Origin of the sequence: Amycolatopsis sp. NPDC058340, from assembly GCF_042723975.1 — a bacterium.
Taxonomy (GTDB): Bacteria; Actinomycetota; Actinomycetes; order Mycobacteriales; family Pseudonocardiaceae; genus Amycolatopsis.
The window spans coordinates 1-20,639 of sequence record NZ_JBHXIB010000037.1 but is presented as its reverse complement, the minus strand read 5'-3'; the positions used below and the strand labels follow the sequence as shown (position 1 = coordinate 20,639).

The following is a 20,639-nucleotide window of genomic DNA, read 5'->3' as shown; positions in this document are numbered from 1 at the left end:
TCTCTAACCTTATATATATTAAAACTATGTCCCCCTAGCCTCTCTCGCTGGCCCCGGCGGGGGGGGGGGGGGCGGCCCCCCCCCCCCCCCCCCCCCCACGACCGGTTTCCGAGGAGATCAGCACTCGCCCGGTGTTCGCAAGGCGGAACAGGGCCTGCTCACATTTCGCGGTCGCGCATGATCCACCTCCCTTTCGACCGGCGCACCGGTGGGGAACGGGCGCGTTCTCGCACAGTTTGGGGGCAGAGTTCGCGTCCGCGCACACCCGGTGGCCATGTTGTGACCCAGGTAATGGGAAGGTTGTGGCACGATCTGCCGCGAAGCGGGGAGAAAGGTGCTTCTGGTGACCGAGAATTCCGGTTCGGCCAGATCCGGGGAGACCGGGAAAGCACGCGCGGAACCGAGGCCGGTTTCGACGGCCGCGTCGACGTTCGGCCGCGCCTTGCGGCAACGGCGGCAGGCCTGCGGGCTGGCGTTGCGCGAGCTTCAGAAACTCGCCTATGTCGACAAAAGTCTCATCAGCCGGGTCGAACGCGGGCTCACCCCGCCGAGCGCGGAATTCGCCGAAGCCTGCGATCGCGCGCTGGGCGCGGGCGGGACACTGATCGTGCTCGCCGAGGCCGCCCGCGCGGAACCGTATGTGCATCTTCCCCCGCCGCCTGATCATTTCGTCGGCCGCGAAGAACATTTGGCGTTGCTGGACGAAAAGGTCTTCACCGAAAAGGCGAAAGTGGTCTTCGTCGCCGGGCCGCCCGGGGTCGGGAAGACCGCGCTCGTGCTGAATTGGGCGAACCGGCGCCAAGAAGAGTTCGATTGCGTCCTGTGGTCGGATCTGCGCGGCTACGCGGCGGGCTCGCCCGCGCAACCCGCCGACATCCTCGACGATCTTCTGCGCTGCGTCGGCGTCCGTCCCGACCGGGTTCCCGCCGAGGAGCACATGCGGCTCGCGCTCCTGCGCGGCCTGTTGCGCGGCCAGCGCACCCTCGTCGTACTGGACAACGCCCTCGACTCGCCCCAGGTGCGGCCGGTGCTGCCCGGCACCCCGGACACCACCGTGCTGATCACCAGCAGGCGACGGCTGTCCGGGCTGGTCGTCGGCAGCGGCGCGGCCGGGGTTTCCTTGGAGCCACTGCGAGAGCTCGAAGCGACACGGCTCATGGCCGATCTCATCGGCGACGAACGCGCGGCGGGCGATCCCGAAGGCGTCGGCAGGCTCGTCCGGCTGTGCGCGGCGCTGCCGCTCGCGGTGAACATCGCCGCCGAACGGGTCGCCACCCATCCCCATCAGAGCGTCGGCGACCTCGCCCGCGAACTCGTCGCGGAGGGGCGGCGGCTGGAACTGCTCGCGGTCGACGACGACGCCGTCGGGGTCAGGGCCGCGTTCAGCTGGTCGTACCGCGCGCTGGAGGCCGACGCCGCGCGGATGTTCCGACTGCTCGGTCTCCATCCCGGCCCGCGGTTCACCGCGGGTGCGGCTTCCGCGCTCGCGGGACTGCCCGAGCACGACGCGCGAAGGCTGCTGGACCACCTCGTGCAGGCGCATCTCGTCCAGCAGGTCGGCGCGCGGTACTACCGGTTCCACGACCTGCTCCGCGTCTACGCCGCCGAAGAGGCCAACGCCGAGCGATGGCGGGACGAGCGGCAGGCGGCGGTCTCCCGGCTGGCCCACTGGTATCTGTACGCGGCCAACGCCGCGAGCTGGACGCTGACTCCCGCCCGCGACCACCACATCGACCTGGGGCCTGCCCCCGACGGCGTCGAGCCGCTCCGGTTCGCCACGTTCGACGAGGCCTACATCTGGTGCGCGTCGGAGATGCCGAGTATCACCGGCGTCGCCCGGCTGGCGCTGGACCACGGGCTGTACGAGGTCGGCTGGCGGCTGCCGGTGGAGCTGTTCGACTACCACCTGCTCGGCAGGCCGTGGCAGACGTGGATCTCCAGCCACGAGGTGGCGATCGAGTCCGCGAAGGCGGGCGGCGACCTCGGCGGGCTGGCGTGGTCGGCGATCAACCTCGCCGAGGCGCACCGGCGGCGCGGCGACCTCGATCGCGCGCGTGACCTGTTCGGCCAGGCCGTCGAGATCTCCGAGGAGATCGGCGAGAATCCGAGCCTCGGCTGGGCGCTGGTCGGGCTCGGCAACATCGCGCACGAACGCGAGGATTACGCCGAAGCCGTCCGGCTCGCCGAGCAGAGCGTGGAAGTGAACGCGCGGATCGGGTACCAGCTCGGCGAAGCGACCGCGCGGGTCCATCTCGGCCGCGCCTACCGCGACCTCGGCGAACGGGACCTGGCCCTCGATCACGGTCTCCGTGCCTTCGACGCCTACGCGAAGGACGCCGACCAGCACGGCATGGGTTTCGCGCTGGTGCCGCTCGCCAGGACCTGCCGCCGGTTCGGCGATCTGGACCAGGCGCTCGGGTACTGCGAGCAGGCGCTGACCGCCTACCGCAACTGCGGTGACGTCTGGGGCCAGGCCGACGCGCTCGACGAACGCGGCTGCGCGCTCGCCGCCCAGGGGCACACCGACGAGGCGATGGCCGTCTGGCGCGACGCGCTCCAGCTCGTCATGGATCTCGACGACCGGAAGGCGAACGTGCTGCGGGGCCGTCTCGAAGGCGCGGTCTAGAGCGAGGTGAAGGACGCTTTCAGCCCGCGCTAGAGCTTCACCGGCAGGTTGTGCAGGCCCCGCGTGATCGCGCTCGGCCACCACACGAGCCGGTCCTCCGGCACGGTCAGCGTCATCGACGGCGCACGGCCGAACAACGTCTCCAGTGCCGCGGACGCCTGCATCCGCGCGAGCGCCGCGCCGATGCAGATATGCGGTCCGACGCCGAAGGCCACATGCCGCACCGGTCGCTCGCCCGGGCGGAAGGCGAGCGGTTCGGGATGGACCGCCGGATCGCGATTGGCCGCCAGCAAGGACAACAGGATCGGATCACCCGCTTCCATCCGCTGCCCGGCGAGTTCCATCGGTTCGGTGACGAACCGCCAGCTGGTGTTCTGCAGCGGGGTGTCGCGGCGCAGCACCTCCTCGATGACGAGCGTCAGATGCGAGCCGTCGGCGCGGGCGCGGGCCGCCTCCTCCGGATGCGTGATGAGGGTCAGCGCGGTGGACGCGATGAGGCTGATCGTCGTCTCGTGCCCGGCGATCAGGGACAGGAACGCCGTCGCGGCGACCTCGTCGTCGGTCAGCTTCCCGGCGGACTCCTGGGTGAGCAGATCGCTGATCAGGTCCGCCCCCGGTTCGGCGCGTTTGCGGGCGACGACGTCGGCGAGCAGCGCGTCGAGGTCGTCGGTCGCCTTGAGCATCGCCGCCATGTCCGTGACGTCGCCGGCGGCGACCACCAGCGCGGGCGGGCGGACCTCGTCGAGCAGGCTGTCCGGGATGCCGATCAGCTCGCAGATCGACCGGATTCCCAGCGGGTACGCGAAATCCTCGACGAGGTCGCCTTCGCCCCTGTCCACGATCGGGTCGAGCAGCTCGTTCGCGAGCCGATGCGTGCGGTCGCGCATATGCTGCAGCCGCCGCGGCCCGAACGCGCCGGCGCAGGCCTTGCGCAGCCTCGCGTGTTCCTCGCCTTCGAAGTTGTTCATATGCCCGATGAGCGTCGGCCGGTGGTCGGCGGGCAGCCCGAGATTGGCCTTGCGCCAGTGCTCCGCGGCGACGGACGGGCATTTGGACAGCCGGGGGTCGGCCATCGCGGAAACGACGTCCGCGTGCCTGGTCAGCAACCAGGTCCACGTGTCGCCGGGCAGCGGGAGCCGGAACGCCGGCGCGTTGCTCCGAAGCCATTCGTAGGCGGGCGAGGGATCCCTGTCGAAGTCCGGGCCGAACATCACGGGGACCGCGGCGGGGTCGTATGCGGCGTCAGGCATACGAGCCACCCTGCCAGCCGTCGGCGGAATGGCGTCCGGCGAACGTCGGTATCGGGCTGTCTCACGCGATCGTCAACGCGGTCCCCCTGTCACCCTCTTGTGGTGACCCAGCAAGATCGAAGCGGGTGCGGTGCGTAACGGGTTGGAGGTGACCCTCGTCAGCGAGTTCGGCAAGCACGACCGTGACGCGGTCTCGGCGCGGCCGCGCGGTTCGCTCCGGGGTTTCGCCGACACCGTCGGCCTCGCCTCCGCCCGCGTCTGGCGGCTGCGTGGCCGAGCCTGGAACACCCTGCGGCATCCGGCGGGGTGGGAGCTGTGGCGCCTGCCGCCCGCGGCGGTCTTCTGGATGCTCGGCACCGAGATCGCGGTCGCGTTCTGGGCCTTGAAATCGCAAGTCGGTGCTTCCCTCACGACGACGGATCTCGTCCGCTTCGGCGTGATCGCGGGCTGCACGATCTGGTATCTCGTCCAGACACAGCATCCGGAAGAGCAACGCCGGGCCGACGACCGGCGCGGCGAGCACATCGACCAGACCGCCGTCTGGCTGGGCGGGGCGGCCGTGCTGCTGCCGCCCGCGTTGTCGCTCGCGCTGCTGCTGATGGTGCGTGTGCAGCGCTACTCCATCGCGCACAAGGCGATGACGACGTTCCTCTTCACCACCGCCGCGCACGCCGCCTCCATCCTCGGCGTGCACACGATCACCCGGCTGACGTCACTGCACACCTGGCTCGAATCGGGCACGCTCCCCCAGCGTCCCGGCGACATCGCGATGGCCGCCGTCGCGCTGGTGGGCGCCGCGCTCTGGTACTTCGCGTCGCAGACACTGCTGATCAGCATCGCGCGCGGTCTGGCGTGGGGCGGCTGGCGGCGGCAGAAGCTGATCGGCAGCTGGGCCGACAACGCGGATTTCGTCTACGCGCTGCAGCTCGCCGCGTGCACGACGATCCTCGGCGCGGTCAACATCGCGCTGGTGCCGCTGGTGATGATCGGGGTCGCGCTGCGCTCGACCCGGCTCTCACAGGCGCTGGCGGACACGATCGCGCGCAGCCAGCGCGACCGGAAGACCGGGCTGCTGACCGAAGACTCCTTCCACGCCCCGGCCGCGCTCCGGCTGCTCGAAGACCAGACCGGGCGGCGGCCGACGGCGTTCCTGATGCTGGACCTCGACCACTTCAAGCAGTGGAACGACAAGTACGGGCATTCCGGCGGCGACATCGTGCTCGGCTGTGTCAGCGCCGTACTGCGGCAGAACACCCGCTCCACGGACGTCGTCGGGCGGTGGGGCGGCGAGGAGTTCTCGGTGCTGTTGCCGGACACCACCCGCGAGGAGGCGCTGCGGATCGCCGAGCGGATCCGGGTGGCCGTCGCGAAGACCGCGATCACCGGCCTGACCGAACTCGCCAGCGGGCACGCCACCAACGAACCCCGTGCGGTGGGGCCGATCCACGGCTGCACCGTGTCGATCGGCGTCGGGCTGTCGCCCGAGCACTCGACGGATTACGGCGAACTCTTCCGCGCCGCGGACGCGGCCATGTACCAAGCGAAACGGAGCGGGCGGAACCGGGTGGTCGTGGCACCCTCCGCGGTTCCGCCTTCGCCCCGGACCCCGACGTCCCCGCTGAGCCGGGCCCGGGACTGACGCGTTTAGTCCTCTGAATGCGATCGGCTGGCCGCGACCGACGTTGCGAAGCACCGATGTCACGTACGGGACCAGAACGGTCCCATACGTGACATTCCGGAGTGCCTCCGAAGACCCGCGTCAGCGACGGGTCACGAGGCGGGTCTCGAGCAGATCGTCGACCACCCGGGTCTGGACGCCGGTCCGCCGTTCGAACGCGGAGCCGCGCAGCGGCCACAGCGCGACCAGCACGACCCCCACCGCGGACAAAGCGGCCAGCACCAGCGCGGCGACGAACTGGGCGGCGCCGTCGGTCGCCGTGCTCAGCACCGCGAATCCGATCAGGACGATCCCGGTCGGCAGCACGGTGGCCAGCGCGACCAGGTAGGCGGGCGTGCGGCGCAGGTCGCGGCGCCGGGTGGTCAGCCAGGCGGCGAGCAGGCAGGCGAACGACGCCGCGAGCAGGCAGGCACCCGCCGTGTCGCTGAGCCGGTGCCAGCCCAGCGCGATGGTCGACGACGCGACCCAGGCGACGGCGACGCCGCCGATCCCGATGATCGCCGCACGGAACCGTTGGGGCAGAACGAATGCGAGGGCCATCAGAATGGCCATGGCGGCACTGACGTGACCGCTGGGGAAGCTGTTGTGTCCCGGCCCGCGGCCGCCGTCGGGCAGTTCGGGACGGACGAGCACGTAGAGCTTGAGCAGCTGCGCGGCGACGAGCGGGAGCACGAGGACGCTCAGCGCGGGGACGAGGAGACCGGGTTTGCGCCGCAGCAGCGCCAGTACGACGAGCCCGATCCCGGCGGCGCCGATCACGAGCACCATGTCCTGGTCGCGCAGCGGCCCCGCCCAGTCCATTGTGGACCATCGACCGGACTGCGCGCTCCGGACGACGCCGTTCTCCGCGAGCTGCCCGGCCGACGTGTGCACGAACAGCACGTAGGTCACGACGAAGGCGGCGGCCAGTCCCAGTCCGGTGGCGAGCTGGAACACGGCCCTGGACAGGGTGCGCCTGGTCTCGGCGTGCCGTCCCGGCAGCGGACGGCGGGCGGGGGTCGGCTTCGCTTCGTGGATGAGTACGGCCATACGGCTCACTGTCCCCACGCCGTTTAGCCGTGAGGTCCGGACAATGTCATGGTTCTGCTACAAGATCGAGCCGAGTCGCACACGCGCGGAGACATCCGAATAATGGCGGCGTGGCAAGTGTCCTTGTGATCGAAGACGACGCGTCCGTGCGGGAGGGGCTGGAACTCGCGCTGCGACGGCAGGCGCACACCGTGTACACCGCCGAGAGCGGTGAGCTCGGGCTGGAGAAACTGCGGGTCTACCAGCCCGACATCGTCGTACTGGACCTGATGCTCCCCGGCATCGACGGCTTCGAGACCTGCCGCCGGATCCGCTCGGCCGGCGAGGTGCCGATCATCATGCTCACCGCCCGCAGCGACGACTTCGACATCGTGGCCGGGCTGGAGGCGGGCGCCGACGACTACGTCACCAAGCCGATCGAGCCGCGGGTGCTCGACGCCCGGATCCGGGCGGTGCTGCGGCGCGCGGTGAGCGAGAAGCCCGCGAGCGACGGCGCCGCCGGGGAACGGCACGGCGGACTGGTCATCGACCGGGCCGGGCTGGTGGTCACGAAGAACGGCGAGCCGGTCTCGCTCACCCCGACCGAGCTGAAACTGCTGCTGGAACTGTCGCGCACGCCCGGCCAGGTCTACAGCCGCCAGCAGATCCTCTCCGCCGTCTGGGATCACGACTACCTCGGCGACTCCCGCCTGGTCGACGCCTGTGTCCAGCGGTTGCGCGCGAAGATCGAAGACGTGCCCGCGAAACCCGAACACGTCCAGACCGTCCGCGGCTTCGGGTACCGGTTCGGCCGTTCATGAGGCTGCTCTCCGGGCTGCGGCCCCGGCTCATCCTGGCGTTCGCGGTGATGACGATCATCGGGGCGGCGGCCGCGGCGGGGGCGAGTTACGTCTCGGCCCGCAACGCGATCCTCGAAGCGGTGCAGGACGCGGCGATGAACCAGCTGAAGGACCGGGTCAGTGCCTACGGCCGCCCGCTGTCCACGCCGCCGACCCAGGACCAGCTCAACGATTTCGCCGGCAGCCTGCGGCTGAACGCGGTCGCGGTCTACCGCGACATGCGGTCGGTCAACGGGCCGGACCTGACCACCTTCTCGCCCGAGCTGCGGCAGACCGTCGCGAGCGACAACCGCATCCAGTTCCAGCGTGTGGACCGCGAAACCATCCCGGAACTGCTGGTCGGGCTGCCGGTGCTGGCCCGGCAACCCAACGGGGCGATGCGGAACAGCGGCGTCGAGGTGTACTCGCTCACCTCGCTCGTCCAGCAGCAACAGGCCATCGACGAACTCGCGAAATCCGCCTGGCAGACGGCCGCGCTCGCCCTCCCGCTGGCCGCGGCGCTCGCCCTGCTCGCGGCGAGGCAGGTGCTCCGGCCGGTCCGGGCGCTCAACACCGCCGCCGCACAGCTCGGCGAAGGCAGGCTCGACGTCCGGCTGCCGGCCAAGGGTTCGGACGAGCTGGCCGAACTGGTCACGACCTTCAACAACACCGCCGCCGAACTGGAGCGCACGGTCGGTGAGCTGAGAGCCATGGAGGCCGACGCCCGCCGGTTCGTCGCCGACGTCTCGCACGAACTCCGCACCCCGCTCGCGGCGATGAACGCGGTCACCGACGTCCTCGACGAAGACGCGGAGACGCTGCCGCCGGACACCGCCGTCGCGGCGCGGCTGGTCTCCGGCGAGACCCGGCGGCTGACGCGGCTGGTGCAGGATCTGGTCGAGATCTCCCGGTTCGACGCCGGCCGCGCCGAACTCGTACTCGACGAATGGGATCTCGCGACGGCGATCAGGGACAGCCTCGACGCCCGCGGCTGGCGCGACGGCGAAGACCTGGTCACCGACCTGCCGGAGGGCGTCCTCGCGCGGGTCGACCGGCGGCGGCTCGACCTGATCGTGGCCAACCTCGTCGGCAACGCGTTCCGGCACGGCGCGGCGCCGGTCGAAGTCCGGCTGCGCGACGACGGCGGCGAAGTCACCTTGGCCGTCGAAGATCACGGTCCCGGGATCGATCCCGAAATCCTGCCGCACGTGTTCGACCGGTTCACCAAGGCCGACACCGCCCGTGCCCGTTCCGAGGGCAGCGGACTGGGCCTGGCGATCGCCCTGGAGAACGCCCGCCTGCACGGCGGCGACATCACCGCGGCCGACACCGGGCACGGTGCCCGGTTCGTGCTGCGCCTGCCCGCAGGAGGGACGCGATGAGGAAGACCCGCGTACTGCCCGCCCTCGCGGCCGCCGCGCTGACGGCGGCCTGCGGCGTCCAGCCGACCGGCGTGGTCCCGGCCGGGCCGGGGCCGTCGATCCGCGCCACCGCGGGGCAGAGCTTCCTCGGCGGCCTGACGCTGTACTTCGTCTCCGACGGCCGGGTCATCCCGGTGACCCGGCCCAGCGAAGGCTTCATCTCCCCCGAAGGCGCGATCACACTGCTGTTGAAGGGGCCGACGGAACGGGAAGCCGCGCAAGGGCTCACCACGTTCGTCCCGCCGGAGGTGGGGCGGGTCGAGGTGTACTCGGGCGACCCGGCGTCCATGGTGCTGCCGTTCCCGATCCGAAAGTTGTCCAACCAGGCCATCAACCAGCTGGTCTGCACGGCGATCGCGGCCTCGATGGCGAGCGACCGGACTCCGCGTCCCCAAGGGGTCAACGTGACCTCGCCGGACGGGCCGATGTACTTCCAATCCTGCAAAGCGGACTGAATTCGTCACTCACAGTGCTCACATAAAAGCACTTCTCGTATCTGTACGGACGTGAGCCTCTTTTGGTTCAACGATCAAGGTAACTGTGGGCGAACACACTCGGGCGTGACATTGCCGTGTCCTTTTCGTAATGTTGCCCGGAGCTTGCGGCCCCCGACGCGAGTTCCCGTCCCCGAAGTGGTGAGTGATCAGAGAAATGGCCGGCAGACATCGCAAGAACAAGGCTCCGCAGTGGAAGCTCCCCGCGGGTATCGCGGCAGCGGTCGCCACGGCGCTCCCGGCGTCGATGTGGCTGACCTCCGCGGGTTCCCCCGACGTCGAAGCGGCCAGCGCCGCGCTCGCGCTGAAGGCTCCCCCGGTCTCCAGCGTGACTCCCCCGCCGTCGACCAGCAGCACCCCGCCCTCCAGCACGACCACCCCTCCGCCGACCTCCTCGGCTCCCCCGAAGCCGACGACGTCGACCAAGGCGCCCGCCCCGGTCAAGAAGACCGTGCCCGCCGCGACGGCGTGTTCGACCAGCCTCGCCGGCACCAAGCCGCATGTGGCCCAGGTCGGTAACCACGTGAAGGCGAAGTTCGGCGTGAAGAACGTCGGCGGTGTCGCCGGCCGGGCGAACGCCAGCGACCACCCCTCCGGCCTCGCGCTGGACTTCATGGTGGACACCGCGACCGGCAACGCCATCGCCGAGTACCTCATGGCCAACCAGAAGGACTTCGGCATCACGTACGTCATCTGGCGCCAGCGCTACAACGACGGCAGCGGCTGGGACACCATGGAGGACCGCGGCGGCGCGACCGCCAACCACATGGACCACGTCCACGTCTCCTTCGCCAAGAGCGCGAAGGTGAACGTCAGCTGCTAACCACGCCGGGCGGACCGCTCGCCGGGCTGGATCACAGGTCGCCCCACGACCTCTTCCACGCCCTTGACGGCGAGCCGGTCCGCTCGCTCGTTCTCCGGATGCCCGGCGTGACCCTTGACCCAGTGCCATTCGACTTCGTGCCGTGACGCGGCTTCGTCGAGACGGCGCCACAGGTCGGCGTTCTTGACCGGCGTCTTGGCCGAGGTCATCCAGCCGTTGTTCTTCCAGTTCCGCACCCAGCTGGTGATGCCGTTCCGGACGTAGGTGCTGTCGGTGTAGATGTCCACCGTGACCCGGCGCTTCAGGCTTTCCAGCGCCTCGATCGGCGCGGTCAGCTCCATCCGGTTGTTCGTGGTCGGACCGGGGTCCCCGCCGTAGATCTCCTTCTCGACCGTGCCGTACCGCAGCACCGCGCCCCAGCCGCCGGGACCGGGATTCCCGCTGCACGCGCCATCGGTGTAGATCTCGACTTCCGCCACCGGGACACCCTAGCGACGGCGTTCAGTCCGGCAGGAGCGGCACCCACGGCTCCTCGACCTGCCCGAGATGCACCGCCCGCGTGATGGACTTCGAACCGAACCGGTCCCGGACGGTGTCGAGCGTCGAGTCGAGCGCGTCCCTCGGTTTCGCCCCGAACGGCAGCGCCAGCTGGATCGCGTCGTCCTTCGACAGGTTCGTGAGCGCGAGCCCGATCAGGGTGAGACCGCGTTCGTCGATCAGCGGTCTCGCCGTCGCGAGCAGGTCACGCGCGGCCGCGACGATCGCGCCGGTCTGCTCGGTCGCCTCCATGAGGGTGTGCGAACGCGTCGCCCTGGTGAAATCGGCGAACCGCATCCGCAGCACGACGGTGCGGCACACCCGGTGCGCGGCACGCAGACGGCGGGCGAGCCGATCGGCCAGCGTCAGCAGCGTCGCGTCGAGCTCGGCCGGCGAACGCGGCCTGCTGCCGAGCGCGCGCTGCGCCCCGATCGACCGGCGGCGACGGCCGGTCTGCACACGGCGGGGGTCGTCGTTGTGGGACAAGGCGTGCAGATGCGCGCCGACGCCGCGGCCGAGCATCCGGACGAGCTCCTTCTCCCCGAACCCCTCCATCTGCCCGACCGTCGTCACCCCGCGCTCGCGGAGCTTCCGTGCCGTCACCTTGCCAACACCCCACAGCCGCTCGACCGGGAGCGGATGCAGGAACTCCAGCTCCTTGTCGTGCGGCACGACGAGCAGGCCGTCGGGTTTCGCCACCCCGCTGGCCACCTTCGCGAGGAACTTCGTCCTGGCGACGCCGACCGTGATCGGCAGGCCGACCTGTTCCAGGACGTCCTTCCGCAGTTTCGCGGCGATCCGGCTCGGCGTGCCCGCGATCTTCAGCAACCCGCCGACGTCGAGGAAGGCCTCGTCGATCGAAATGCCTTCCACGAGCGGTGTCGTGTTGCCGAAGACCTCGAAGACCGCCTTGCTCGCCGCCGAATACGCGCGCATCCGGGGCGGGACCACGATCGCGTCCGGGCACAGCCGCCGCGCCTGGCCGCCGCCCATCGCCGTACGCACGCCGAACGCCTTCGCCTCGTAGCTGGCCGCCAGCACGACCCCGCCGCCGACGATCACCGGGCGCCCGCGGAGCCTCGGGTCGTCACGCTGCTCGACCGACGCGTAGAACGAGTCCAGGTCGGCGTGCAGGATGGGACCCTCGGTCGTCATAGAACATATGTTCGCATCAAACGGCGCAGTGGCCAAGCGGTCTCACCCGAGCGTTCCCGCCAGGGCCGAAGCCAGGAGGGCGACGGTGCGATCGTCGTCTTCGGCCAGGTCCCGCAGCACGTCCAGCGCGAGCGCGGGCGGCATCTCGACGAGGGCCTGGGTGAGCCGGATCCGCGCCGCGGGTTCCGCGGTGGCGAGCTCGCCGGTCAACGCGCTCATGATCCGGCCCGCGGTGCCGTCGTCACGCGCCAAGGCGCCGAGGACCTCGGCCGCCTCGACGTCGGTCGTGCCCTCGACCACCATGCGGACGAGCTCCGGCACGGCCGTGTCCTCACCCCTCGCCCCCAGGGCGAGCGCGGCGCGGGCACGGACCGCCGGGTCCGCGTCGCCGAGTGCCTCCGCCAGCGCCGCGGTCGCCTCGGCACCGGGCATCGCGGCGATCGCGAGGATCGCGCGCCGCCGGACGTCGACATTCTCAGAACGCGCGCCGGACGCCAGGCTCGCCACGCCGTCACCGCCCGCCCTCGCGAGCGCCCAGCGCAGAGCTCCGGCGACGTTCGGATCGGCTTCGGCGAGAACCGCCCCGGCCAGCAGTTCGGTGGGGACCGGGGCGTCCTCGGCCGGGGAAAGAACGGCCTGCTGCCGTCGAGCCGCGTGAGGCGAGTTGAGCCCGTGCAGGAGCTCGACGATGCGCAGGACCCCTTCCCAGCCCGTGGGTGCCGAGCCGTCGACCGCGCGGAGCCGATCGAGCAGCTCCTGCTCCCGGTTCAGCCGCTCCTCGGTCCGCCGGATGAGGTCGCGGACGAGATCGGACGGCTCGAAGGCCGGATCCTCCAAGGCGCGTCCGATCTCGCGCAGCGACAGGCCGAGGGACCGCAGGCTCTCCACGTGGAAGATCCGGCGGATGTCCTCGTCGGAGTACTCGCGGTAGCCGCCGAAGGTACGGCCGGTCGGCCGCACCAGCCCGAGGGAGTCGTAATGCCGGAGCATCCGGCTGCTCACCCCCGAGCGGCGCGCCACCTCACCGATCAGCATCAGGCTCCCTCCGGTCCCAGCGCGACGATCCGTTTCGACTCGTCGAAACCGGCGTCCGGGTCGCGCAGGAGCCGCTCCGTGGCGTGAGCGTGCGCCCGCACCTCCAGGTCGGCACTCGCCAGGCCCGTCCGCAAGACGGGCTCGATCACCGCTCCGAGCGCGACGAGCGCCCTGCTGAGACTCAGCCGCACCGTCCGGTCGCCCCGGCCGAGCTGGTCGGCCAGGTCACGGGCAAGCCGGGCACGCTCCCCGTCGGGGACGAGGACGACGGCGGCACGCCACGCGCTCCGGGCGACCTCGTCGTCCGCGTCGTGCAGCAGCGACCGCGTGATCGCGGGCCACGCGGCGCCGTCGCCGATCTTGGACAGCGTGTGCAACGCCTGGCTCCGGGCCTGGGCGACCTCCGAACCGAGCTCGGCCAGCAGCACCGGGACGGTGTCCTCCGCGGGCAGCCGGGTCAACGCCCAGGTCAGCATGTCCCGGACGTAGAAGTCCGGCTCGATCGCGCACCGCGCCACGAGCGGGTCGACGAACCGGGCGTCCGGATGCGTCCCGGCCGCCAGCGCCGCCTGGAGCCGCGTCGACGAGCTCTCGGAGCTCAGCGCGTCGAGCACGCGCAGGTCCGGTGAAGTCCTCTGTGTCGTGTTGATGGGGATCACCTCCTGCGCTCCAGTGAAGACCTTGTCACGATGTCAAGGTCAAGGACGACGCTCCACCGCGGTCAGTCGAACGGGGGTCCGGAGTACGAGACCCGGTGCTTGAACACCTCCCCGTCCCGGATTTCGGCGGAGTACGTCGGCCTCGGCGAGACCGCGCGCCAGGCGTTCAGTACCTCCTCCGACTCCCAGTATTCGAAGATGTTCACCCGGCCCGGTTCGAGCGTGTCCGCCGCGATCACCACGTCGAGGCAGCCGGGATGGGCCCGCGCCTTCTCGACGATCACCTGGTGTCCCTCCACGTACCGGTCCCGTTCCTCCGGGTCGACGTACACCTTTCCCGCCACGATCACCGTCATTTCAGACTCCCTTCGTCCGGTCGGTTCACTACACCGACGAACGCGGACGACGGGAAACGACACGGGAACGGACGAAATCCGTCACCGATCGCCCGCCGGCGAAACACCAGATCGCGATCACCGGGTCGCAGATCGCGCAGCCGAACGAGGAATGCTCGGCGAACGGGATGATGGGAGCGCCTTTGAGGTGGTGCACGACGTCCCAGCCGGTGTGCAGCAGCCAGGCGACGCCGATGAACGTCCACGACTCGAGGCCGCGGTACGCCACGTAGGTCACGACCACGGTGAACGCGAACTCCCAGATCCCGAGGCCGCCGCCGCTCAGGTAGGCGGCGCCGGCGCCCGCCACCATGACCGCGTTGAAGCGGCGGCGGTGCGGCTCGTGGATCAACGACATCAGGACGACGTAGACGATGCCGACGAGAATCGGCGCGATGATCATCATGGTTCGACGCTAGAACCGGGCGGGCCGCGCTCCCAGTGGCGTGAACGACGCCTTCCAACGGGATCTCGCCAGCGGGCGGGTACGTTGCGGTCCATGCACACCGTCGCGGTCCTCGCGCTGGACAAGGTGATCCCGTTCGACCTCTCGACGCCGATCGAGGTCTTCACCAGGACCCGGCTCACCGACGGGAGCGCGGGCTATCGCGTGGTCGTCTGCGCCGAACACCCGGAAATCGACGCCGGGCACTTCACCCTGCGCGCGCCGCGAGGGCTGGACGCGCTGCGCGAGGCGGGCACGATCATCGTCCCCGGCACCGCCGAGCCGGCCCGGCCGTTGCCGGAATCCGTCCACGCCGCGCTGACCTCGGCCGCCGCGAGCGGCACGCGGATCGCCTCGATCTGTTCCGGCACCTTCATCCTCGCCGCCGCGGGCCTGCTCGACGGCCTTCGCGCCACCACGCACTGGGTCGCCGCCGAGGCGCTGGCCGCGGCGTATCCGGAGGTCGATGTCGACCCGGACGTGCTCTATGTCGACAACGGGCAGATCCTGACGTCCGCGGGTGCCGCCGCGGGCCTGGATCTGTGCCTGCACCTGATCCGGCGGGATCACGGTTCCGCGATCGCGGCCGACGCCGCCCGCCTCTCGGTCATGGCGCTCGAACGCGAGGGCGGACAGGCGCAGTTCATCGCGTTGCGGCATCCACCCGCTCCCCGTGGCGCGACGCTGGAGCCGACTCTGTTGTGGATGCAGGAAAATCTCGCGCGCGAACTCACATTGGCCGATATCGCCACGCGCGCCGGGATGAGCACGCGCACGCTGATCCGGCACTTCCGCGAGCAGACCGGGACGACGCCGTTGCAATGGCTGCACCGGACCCGTGTCCGGCAGGCGCAGCATCTGCTGGAGACCACCGAGTACGCCGTCGAACGGATCGGCGCCGAGGTCGGTTTCGGTTCGCCCACCTCGTTCCGCGACCGGTTCAAGCGCACGACCGGCGTCAGCCCTGGCACCTATCGGCGCGCTTTCCGTTAAGCGGCGAGGGCCAGAACGGTGTCCGAAGCCCGCGCCCGGGCCTGATCGGCGAACCGCCTCCGCGCGACGACGACTCTGAGCCACCGTTCGGAACGCTCGGCGTCCAGCTCGGAGGTGGCGCGGGCGAGCACCTCGGCGGCGTGCGCGGCGGAATCGATCTCCGCGGCGGCGCCGAGGTAGTCGCCGGCCTCGATCAGCTTGTAGGCGTGACGCATTTCGGTCTGCGCGGTCGAGTAGATGGCGTAGGCGGCGAGGTTGTTCGCCAGCGGGCCCAGTGAATGCGACATCGGATTCTCCGTTCCTTCTCTTACTGACACGTCGAACGGGCCCGCGCCGGTTCGACATGGCGGACGGATTTTTTCCGAGGGTTGCGCGAAGCGGCCGCTTCACGACAGCCTGAGGCGCATGCCAGCCCGAGCGGCGTCGTTCCGCAGCGTCTTCGCGGTCGCCGGATTCCGCCGGATCTGGCTCGCGCATCTGCTCTCGGTCGCCGGCGACCAGCTGGCCAGGGTCGCGCTCACGGTGCTGGTGTTCGACCGGACGTCGTCGGCGGGCTGGGCTTCGGCGGCGTACGCGCTGACCTTCGTGCCCGACCTCCTCGGCGGCGCGCTGGGCGGTGTCGCGGACCGGTTCTCGCGACGCACCGTGATGGTGGTGACCGACGTCGGCCGCGCGGTCCTGATCGCGCTGATGGCGGTGCCCGGCCTGCCGCTGCCCGCCGCGGCCGCGCTGTTGTTCCTCGTCCAGCTCATGGCCGGGCCGTTCCACGCGGCCCGCCAGGCGATGCTGCCGGATCTGCTCGATCCGGACCGGCTCGTCGTCGGCCAGGCCGTCATCTCGTCCACGTATCAGGCCGGGCTCGTGGTGGGCTTCGGCGCGGGCGCCGCCGTCGTCACCGGCCTCGGTGTGCCCGGGGCGCTGCTCATCGACGCGGGGACCTTCGCGCTTTCGGCGCTCATGCTCCGCTTCGGGCTCGAACGCTTCCCGCCCTCGGCACCCGCCCACCACGAACGCCCGTCCCTGATCGAGGGCTGCCGTCTGGTGGCGCGCGACCGCAAGCTGCGCTGGCTGCTGCTCATCGCCTGCTGCTGCGGCTTCTACGTCGTGCCCGAGGGCCTGGCCGTCCCGGTCGCCGCCGAACTGGGCGGCGCGGGCGCGCTGCCGTGGCTGCTGGCCGCGAACCCGGTCGGTTCGGTACTCGGCGGTCTCCTGCTGAGCCGGATCCCGCGCGAACGGCAGATCCGGGTCCTCGGTGCGCTGACGGTGGTGAGCAGCCTGGTGCTGATCCCGACCGGCTGGGCTCCCGGCGTGGTCACGATCGTCGTGCTGTGGACGATCTCCGGCGTGTTCTCGGCGCACGACATGATCACGCAGACGCAGTACAGCCTCGCCGCGCCGCCCGCCCATCGCGGCCAGGTGATCGGGGTCGCGATCGCGGCGTTGCGGGCGGCCCAGGCGGCGGGGATCGCGGCGGCCGGGCTGCTGGCCCAGGTCGTCGCGCCGACCACCGCGGTCACCTTCGCGGCCATCGCCGGTGTGGTGGTCGCCTTCGTCGCCGGAGTGGGCTGGTCACGGGCGGTGTCGTCCCGCCTCGGCCCTGAGGAACCCGAAGATCCCGTGGGTCCGGTCGGCGGGACGACACCCGTTGGCGAACACGGTTCCTGACACATCACGTCCAGTTGTTGTCACGACGGGTCGTCCAGTTGTTGTCACGCACTACGTTCACCTCCCTTCACGAAGCCGCGCGCTCGCTCGTGGGCGAGATCACTCACGTCCAGTTGTTGTCACGCCGAGTGGTCCAGTTGTTGTCCCGCATGTCGTTCACCTCCCTCCAAATAGCGATTTACCCGGCAAAACACTCACCAGTTGTTGTCCTGCATCGGTGCACCTCCCTCGTTTCGGTTGGGCTGTCCGGGGGAATTCGGGGCCACGACTCTCATCGTCCGGACAACGACGGTCGTCGCAGTCCCGGTTCGATTACGGTGTAGATCACCGACGGAAGAGGGTGCGTGGACGGACGACTCGGCGGCGCGCGGCGGCGGCTCAGGGCCTGGCACCTGTGGAGCCTGCCGCGACCTGTGCGTTCCTACGTCCTGGTCGTGAATCTCATCGCAGTCCTCTCGACCGCCGCCACGGCCCGGCTGATCCCGGTGACCGGTACCGATCTGGTCCGGTTCGGCGTCTTGACGCTGTGCGCGGCCATCGCGATCGAGGGCACCCGGCAGATCGAACGCCAACGGGAGTACGACAGGGCACCGTCGGTCGCCTACGTCGACACCAAGGCGGTCTGGAGCGTCGCCGCCGTCATCGCGCTGCCTCCGGTGCTCGCCGCCGCGATGGTCGTGGTGACCTACACCATCGCATGGCTGCGGATCTGGCCACACCAACGGCCGGTCCTCCCCCATCGGTGGATCTTCTCCGCCGCGACGGTGCTCTGCGGCACGCAGGCCGCCGTCGTCGTGCTCAGCCTCGGCATGCGCCACTACCCCGGCTCGCCCGACTCCGGGCTGCTCGCCGGGCTGGGCGATCTCGCCGTCATCATCGTGGCCGCGGCCTTGCGCTGGGCGATCAACACCGCGCTGGTGATGATCGCGATCGCGCTCTCGTCGCCGCCGAAGTCGATCGGCGAACTGTTCTCCGGGTTCGGCGATCAGATCCTCGAAGCGGGCGCGCTCGGCCTCGGCCTCGTGACGGCGGTCGTCCTCGTCCAGGCCAACCCACTGGTGCTGGTCGGGGTCGTCATCGCACTGGTCGCGTTGCACCGCGGGCTGCTGCTGACGCAGTACCGGCGCGACGCGCACACCGACGCCACCACCGGTCTCGTCACGAAACGCCGCTGGCGTCAGCTGGCCGAAGAACAGCTGGGCCGCACGCGTGCCGGCCGCAAACTCGGCGTGCTGTTCCTCGACCTCGACAACTTCAAGACGATCAACGACACCTACGGTCACCCCAACGGCGACCTCGTCCTGCGCGCGGTCGGCGACGCGCTGCGCGCCGAGATCCGCGAGCAGGACGTCTGCGGGCGGTGGGGCGGCGAGGAGTTCGCGATCGTCATCCCGGACATCCACGGCGAGGAGACACTGCGCCAGGTGGCCGAACGGATCCGGCACCAGGTGGCGGTGGTCTCGGTCGCGCTGCCCGATCGCGACACCGTGCTGACCGATCTGACGGTGTCGATCGGCGGGGCCTTGTACCCGGCGGCCAACATCTCCAGCGTCGACGACCTGCTCGTCGCCACCGACATGGCGCTCTACCGGGCGAAACAAGGCGGCCGCAACAGGGTCGAACTGGCACCGCCCGCGCAGTAGGATTCGCCGCGTCTGGGGAGGCGCGATGGTGCGATTCGCTCGGGGTCCGGTCGGTCTGGTGGTCGCGATCCAGGTCCTGGTGCTGACGCTGGTTTCGGGGCGGTACGGCTTCCATCGCGACGAGCTGTATTTCCTCGCCGCGGGGAAACGGCTCGCCTGGGGATATGTCGACCAGCCGCCACTGACGCCCTTGCTCGCGAGGATCTCCACCGACGTCTTCGGCGCCACTCCCGCCGGCCTGCGCGTGGCCGCGACACTGTGTGCCGCCGCGACGGTGGTCCTGCTGGCCTTGGTCGCCCGTGAGTTCGGTGGCGGCCGCGGCGCGCAGGTCCTCACCGCCGCGTCGACCGCGCTGGCGGCGTTCGTCGTGGTCGACGGGCACATGCTGTCGACGGCCACCGTCGACCTGCTGATCTGGAGCGCGCTGGGCCTGGTGACCCTGCGCCTGTTCCGCACCGGCGACGGACGGTGGTGGCTCGCGATCGGCGCCGTCGTCGGCATCGGGCTGGAGAGCAAATGGCTTGTCCTGCTGATGGTCGCCTCGATCGGCGTGGCGGTGCTCGCCGTCGGCCCGCGGGCGGTGTTCCGCAGCGGCTGGCTCGCCGCCGGGATCCTGCTCGCGCTCGTACTGGCCGCACCGGGCCTGATCTGGCAGGCGGCACACGATTTCCCTTTGCTGACAGTGGCTTCCGGGATCAGCCAGGACGACGGCGCGGAGAACCGGATCCTGTTCGTGCCGATGCAGCTGGTCTATCTTTCGCCGGTGGCCGTGCCGATCTGGGTCACGGGCGGCCGCCGGCTCTGGCGTGATCCGGATCTGCGCTGGGCCCGCTCCCTCGCGCTCGCCTATCCGGTGTTGTGCGTGATTTTGCTGGTATTGGGCGGAAAACCGTACTACTCGGCGCCCTTTCTGTTGCTGCTCACGGCAGCCGGCGCCGAGCCTTGTCTGCGCTGGCTCGATCGGACTTGGCGCCGCGCGCTGGCTGTCTTCCTGGCTTTCGCCGGCGCGGCCGTGTCACTCGTCGTCGGACTGCCGCTGCTGCCGGTGTCCGCGCTGGCGCCGGTTCTGGTGGTGAACAAGGAGCAAGGTGAGCAGGCGGGCTGGCCGGAGCTGGCTTCTTCGGTCACCCGGGTCTGGGAACGGATCCCGGCGGAACAGCGCTCGACCGCGGTGATCTTCACGCGGAACTACGGACAGGCGGGGGCTTTGGAGTACCACGGGCTTCCCGGGGTGTACTCGGGGCATATGTCCTATGCGGACTGGGGGCCTCCTCCTGTTGCGGCTTCGGGACCCGTGGTCGTCGTGGGCCCGTATCGTCCGGCTTGGTTCACCGGATGTCGTGAGATGACCGTTCACGACAACGGTCTCGGGGTCGAGAACGACGAGCAAGGGGTGCGGATTTCCTTGTGTGCGGGGACTTCCCGTCCTTGGGCTGAGCTTTGGGGCGAGTTGCGGCATTACTACTGAGCCCGCTGTCGCCGGAAACTGTCGGTGGCCGGTTGTACGTTCTGGGTGTGGACACTCTCAACGCCACTGTGGCGCTATTGAAGGAAATCACGTCGTCGGAAGCTCTTCGGGAGGTCAATGCTTCGCTGGATTCGCTGGGGGATGACGATGCCGTGGATGTCGCGGTGGCGGCGTCGGAGGGGATCGCACGCCTGGAGGCGGTCCGGTTCCGCGCGTTGGGGCGGTTGAGCCGTCACCGTGACGGTGCCGCCAGTGCGGTGCAGGAAGTTGCGCTGGCTCTGTCTGTTGTGGACGGTCATGCCGCTGGGTTGGTGTCGACGGCTGAGGCGTTGACGACCCGCCTGCCGCGCACGCTGGGGTTGCTGGATCAGGGGAAGGTGGGCGGGTTTGGGGCGATGAAGGTCGCCGCAGCCACGGCGTGGTTGTCCGACGAGGACGCGCGTGCGGTGGACGCGGTGTTGGAGGATCGGTTGCCGGGCCGGAACTCGGAGCAGATCCGGAAGGC

The 20,639-nt window shown here is 70.2% G+C and carries 20 protein-coding genes; 11 read left to right on the top strand and 9 right to left on the bottom strand.

Annotated elements, in window-relative coordinates; all coding sequences use genetic code 11:
• Positions 1-343: 343 nt before the first annotated feature.
• Positions 344-2,626 (top strand): tetratricopeptide repeat protein, encoded by a 2,283-nt coding sequence (locus ACFWIW_RS30410; RefSeq protein WP_378371637.1) that lies wholly within the window; start codon positions 344-346, stop codon positions 2,624-2,626.
• Between the two features lie 29 nt (positions 2,627-2,655).
• Here ACFWIW_RS30410 and ACFWIW_RS30405 read toward each other — a convergent pair whose 3' ends face one another.
• Positions 2,656-3,876 carry a cytochrome P450 gene (locus ACFWIW_RS30405; RefSeq protein ID WP_378371636.1) on the bottom strand — a complete coding sequence of 407 codons (1,221 nt, stop codon included), beginning with the start codon at positions 3,874-3,876 and terminating at the stop codon, positions 2,656-2,658.
• Positions 3,877-4,006: 130 nt separating this feature from the next.
• Here ACFWIW_RS30405 and ACFWIW_RS30400 point away from each other — a divergent pair, with 130 nt between their 5' ends.
• Positions 4,007-5,515 (top strand): diguanylate cyclase, encoded by a 1,509-nt coding sequence (locus ACFWIW_RS30400; RefSeq protein WP_378371635.1) that lies wholly within the window; start codon positions 4,007-4,009, stop codon positions 5,513-5,515.
• A gap of 120 nt (positions 5,516-5,635) precedes the next feature.
• On the opposite strand, the gene ACFWIW_RS30395 is transcribed toward ACFWIW_RS30400, so the two are convergent.
• Positions 5,636-6,583 carry a phosphatase PAP2 family protein gene (locus ACFWIW_RS30395; protein WP_378371634.1) on the bottom strand — a complete coding sequence of 316 codons (948 nt, stop codon included), beginning with the start codon at positions 6,581-6,583 and terminating at the stop codon, positions 5,636-5,638.
• 110 nt (positions 6,584-6,693) lie between these two features.
• On the opposite strand from ACFWIW_RS30395, the gene ACFWIW_RS30390 reads away from it, so the two are divergent.
• From ACFWIW_RS30390 to ACFWIW_RS30375, 4 genes are all read left to right on the top strand, one after another.
• Positions 6,694-7,383: a response regulator gene (locus ACFWIW_RS30390; RefSeq protein WP_378371633.1), complete on the top strand. Its 690-nt coding sequence runs from the start codon at positions 6,694-6,696 to the stop codon at positions 7,381-7,383.
• Positions 7,380-8,783, top strand: coding sequence for an ATP-binding protein (locus tag ACFWIW_RS30385; RefSeq protein WP_378371632.1), 1,404 nt, complete (start codon positions 7,380-7,382; stop codon positions 8,781-8,783). The genes ACFWIW_RS30390 and ACFWIW_RS30385 overlap by 4 nt, the downstream gene beginning before the upstream one ends.
• Positions 8,780-9,277 (top strand): hypothetical protein, encoded by a 498-nt coding sequence (locus ACFWIW_RS30380; RefSeq protein WP_378371631.1) that lies wholly within the window; start codon positions 8,780-8,782, stop codon positions 9,275-9,277. Before ACFWIW_RS30385 ends, ACFWIW_RS30380 begins: the two co-directional genes overlap by 4 nt.
• A gap of 196 nt (positions 9,278-9,473) precedes the next feature.
• The gene (locus ACFWIW_RS30375) at positions 9,474-10,139 is read left to right on the top strand and encodes a hypothetical protein (RefSeq protein WP_378371630.1); all 666 of its coding nucleotides are present in this window, start codon (positions 9,474-9,476) and stop codon (positions 10,137-10,139) included.
• Here the strand turns inward: ACFWIW_RS30375 and rnhA are convergent.
• From rnhA to ACFWIW_RS30345, 6 genes are all read right to left on the bottom strand, one after another.
• Positions 10,136-10,618 (bottom strand): ribonuclease HI, encoded by a 483-nt coding sequence (rnhA, locus tag ACFWIW_RS30370; protein WP_378371629.1) that lies wholly within the window; start codon positions 10,616-10,618, stop codon positions 10,136-10,138. The two genes, ACFWIW_RS30375 and rnhA, sit on opposite strands and share 4 nt — an antisense overlap.
• Positions 10,619-10,640: 22 nt before the next feature.
• The gene (dinB, locus tag ACFWIW_RS30365; protein ID WP_378371628.1) at positions 10,641-11,831 is read right to left on the bottom strand and encodes a DNA polymerase IV; all 1,191 of its coding nucleotides are present in this window, start codon (positions 11,829-11,831) and stop codon (positions 10,641-10,643) included.
• 42 nt (positions 11,832-11,873) lie between these two features.
• Positions 11,874-12,866, bottom strand: a complete 993-nt coding sequence (locus ACFWIW_RS30360) for a MerR family transcriptional regulator (protein WP_378371627.1) — start codon at positions 12,864-12,866, stop codon at positions 11,874-11,876.
• Entirely contained in the window at positions 12,866-13,525 is a 660-nt protein-coding gene (locus tag ACFWIW_RS30355; protein WP_378371626.1) for a HEAT repeat domain-containing protein, read from the bottom strand. Before ACFWIW_RS30355 ends, ACFWIW_RS30360 begins: the two co-directional genes overlap by 1 nt.
• A 62-nt stretch (positions 13,526-13,587) precedes the next feature.
• Entirely contained in the window at positions 13,588-13,881 is a 294-nt protein-coding gene (locus ACFWIW_RS30350; protein ID WP_378371625.1) for a putative quinol monooxygenase, read from the bottom strand.
• 28 nt (positions 13,882-13,909) lie between these two features.
• Positions 13,910-14,326: a DUF6010 family protein gene (locus ACFWIW_RS30345; protein WP_378371624.1), complete on the bottom strand. Its 417-nt coding sequence runs from the start codon at positions 14,324-14,326 to the stop codon at positions 13,910-13,912.
• 93 nt (positions 14,327-14,419) lie between these two features.
• Here ACFWIW_RS30345 and ACFWIW_RS30340 point away from each other — a divergent pair, with 93 nt between their 5' ends.
• Complete coding sequence (locus ACFWIW_RS30340; RefSeq protein ID WP_378371623.1) at positions 14,420-15,358, top strand: GlxA family transcriptional regulator; 939 nt, start codon at positions 14,420-14,422, stop codon at positions 15,356-15,358.
• Here ACFWIW_RS30340 and ACFWIW_RS30335 read toward each other — a convergent pair.
• Positions 15,355-15,645, bottom strand: a complete 291-nt coding sequence (locus ACFWIW_RS30335; RefSeq protein ID WP_378371622.1) for a hypothetical protein — start codon at positions 15,643-15,645, stop codon at positions 15,355-15,357. The two genes, ACFWIW_RS30340 and ACFWIW_RS30335, sit on opposite strands and share 4 nt — an antisense overlap.
• Before the next feature lie 118 nt (positions 15,646-15,763).
• On the opposite strand from ACFWIW_RS30335, the gene ACFWIW_RS30330 reads away from it, so the two are divergent.
• The 4 genes from ACFWIW_RS30330 to ACFWIW_RS30315 form a co-directional block, all read left to right on the top strand.
• Positions 15,764-17,023, top strand: a complete 1,260-nt coding sequence (locus ACFWIW_RS30330) for an MFS transporter (RefSeq protein WP_378371621.1) — start codon at positions 15,764-15,766, stop codon at positions 17,021-17,023.
• Positions 17,024-17,367: 344 nt separating this feature from the next.
• Positions 17,368-18,666, top strand: coding sequence for a diguanylate cyclase (locus ACFWIW_RS30325; RefSeq protein WP_378371620.1), 1,299 nt, complete (start codon positions 17,368-17,370; stop codon positions 18,664-18,666).
• Between the two features lie 25 nt (positions 18,667-18,691).
• Entirely contained in the window at positions 18,692-20,134 is a 1,443-nt protein-coding gene (locus ACFWIW_RS30320; RefSeq protein WP_378371619.1) for a glycosyltransferase family 39 protein, read from the top strand.
• 47 nt (positions 20,135-20,181) lie between these two features.
• On the top strand, positions 20,182-20,639 hold a 458-nt coding region (locus ACFWIW_RS30315), incomplete at its 3' end, for a DUF222 domain-containing protein (protein ID WP_378371618.1).

Coding starts and splice junctions, on each gene's coding strand:
- ACFWIW_RS30405 (WP_378371636.1), bottom strand. CDS start 3,876: ATGCCTGACGCCGCATACGACCCCGCCGCGGTCCCCGTGATGTTCGGC.
- ACFWIW_RS30395 (WP_378371634.1), bottom strand. CDS start 6,583: ATGGCCGTACTCATCCACGAAGCGAAGCCGACCCCCGCCCGCCGTCCG.
- ACFWIW_RS30385 (WP_378371632.1), top strand. CDS start 7,380: ATGAGGCTGCTCTCCGGGCTGCGGCCCCGGCTCATCCTGGCGTTCGCG.
- ACFWIW_RS30380 (WP_378371631.1), top strand. CDS start 8,780: ATGAGGAAGACCCGCGTACTGCCCGCCCTCGCGGCCGCCGCGCTGACG.
- ACFWIW_RS30375 (WP_378371630.1), top strand. CDS start 9,474: ATGGCCGGCAGACATCGCAAGAACAAGGCTCCGCAGTGGAAGCTCCCC.
- dinB (WP_378371628.1), bottom strand. CDS start 11,831: ATGACGACCGAGGGTCCCATCCTGCACGCCGACCTGGACTCGTTCTAC.
- ACFWIW_RS30360 (WP_378371627.1), bottom strand. CDS start 12,866: ATGCTGATCGGTGAGGTGGCGCGCCGCTCGGGGGTGAGCAGCCGGATG.
- ACFWIW_RS30350 (WP_378371625.1), bottom strand. CDS start 13,881: ATGACGGTGATCGTGGCGGGAAAGGTGTACGTCGACCCGGAGGAACGG.
- ACFWIW_RS30345 (WP_378371624.1), bottom strand. CDS start 14,326: ATGATGATCATCGCGCCGATTCTCGTCGGCATCGTCTACGTCGTCCTG.
- ACFWIW_RS30340 (WP_378371623.1), top strand. CDS start 14,420: ATGCACACCGTCGCGGTCCTCGCGCTGGACAAGGTGATCCCGTTCGAC.
- ACFWIW_RS30335 (WP_378371622.1), bottom strand. CDS start 15,645: ATGTCGCATTCACTGGGCCCGCTGGCGAACAACCTCGCCGCCTACGCC.
- ACFWIW_RS30330 (WP_378371621.1), top strand. CDS start 15,764: ATGCCAGCCCGAGCGGCGTCGTTCCGCAGCGTCTTCGCGGTCGCCGGA.
- ACFWIW_RS30320 (WP_378371619.1), top strand. CDS start 18,692: ATGGTGCGATTCGCTCGGGGTCCGGTCGGTCTGGTGGTCGCGATCCAG.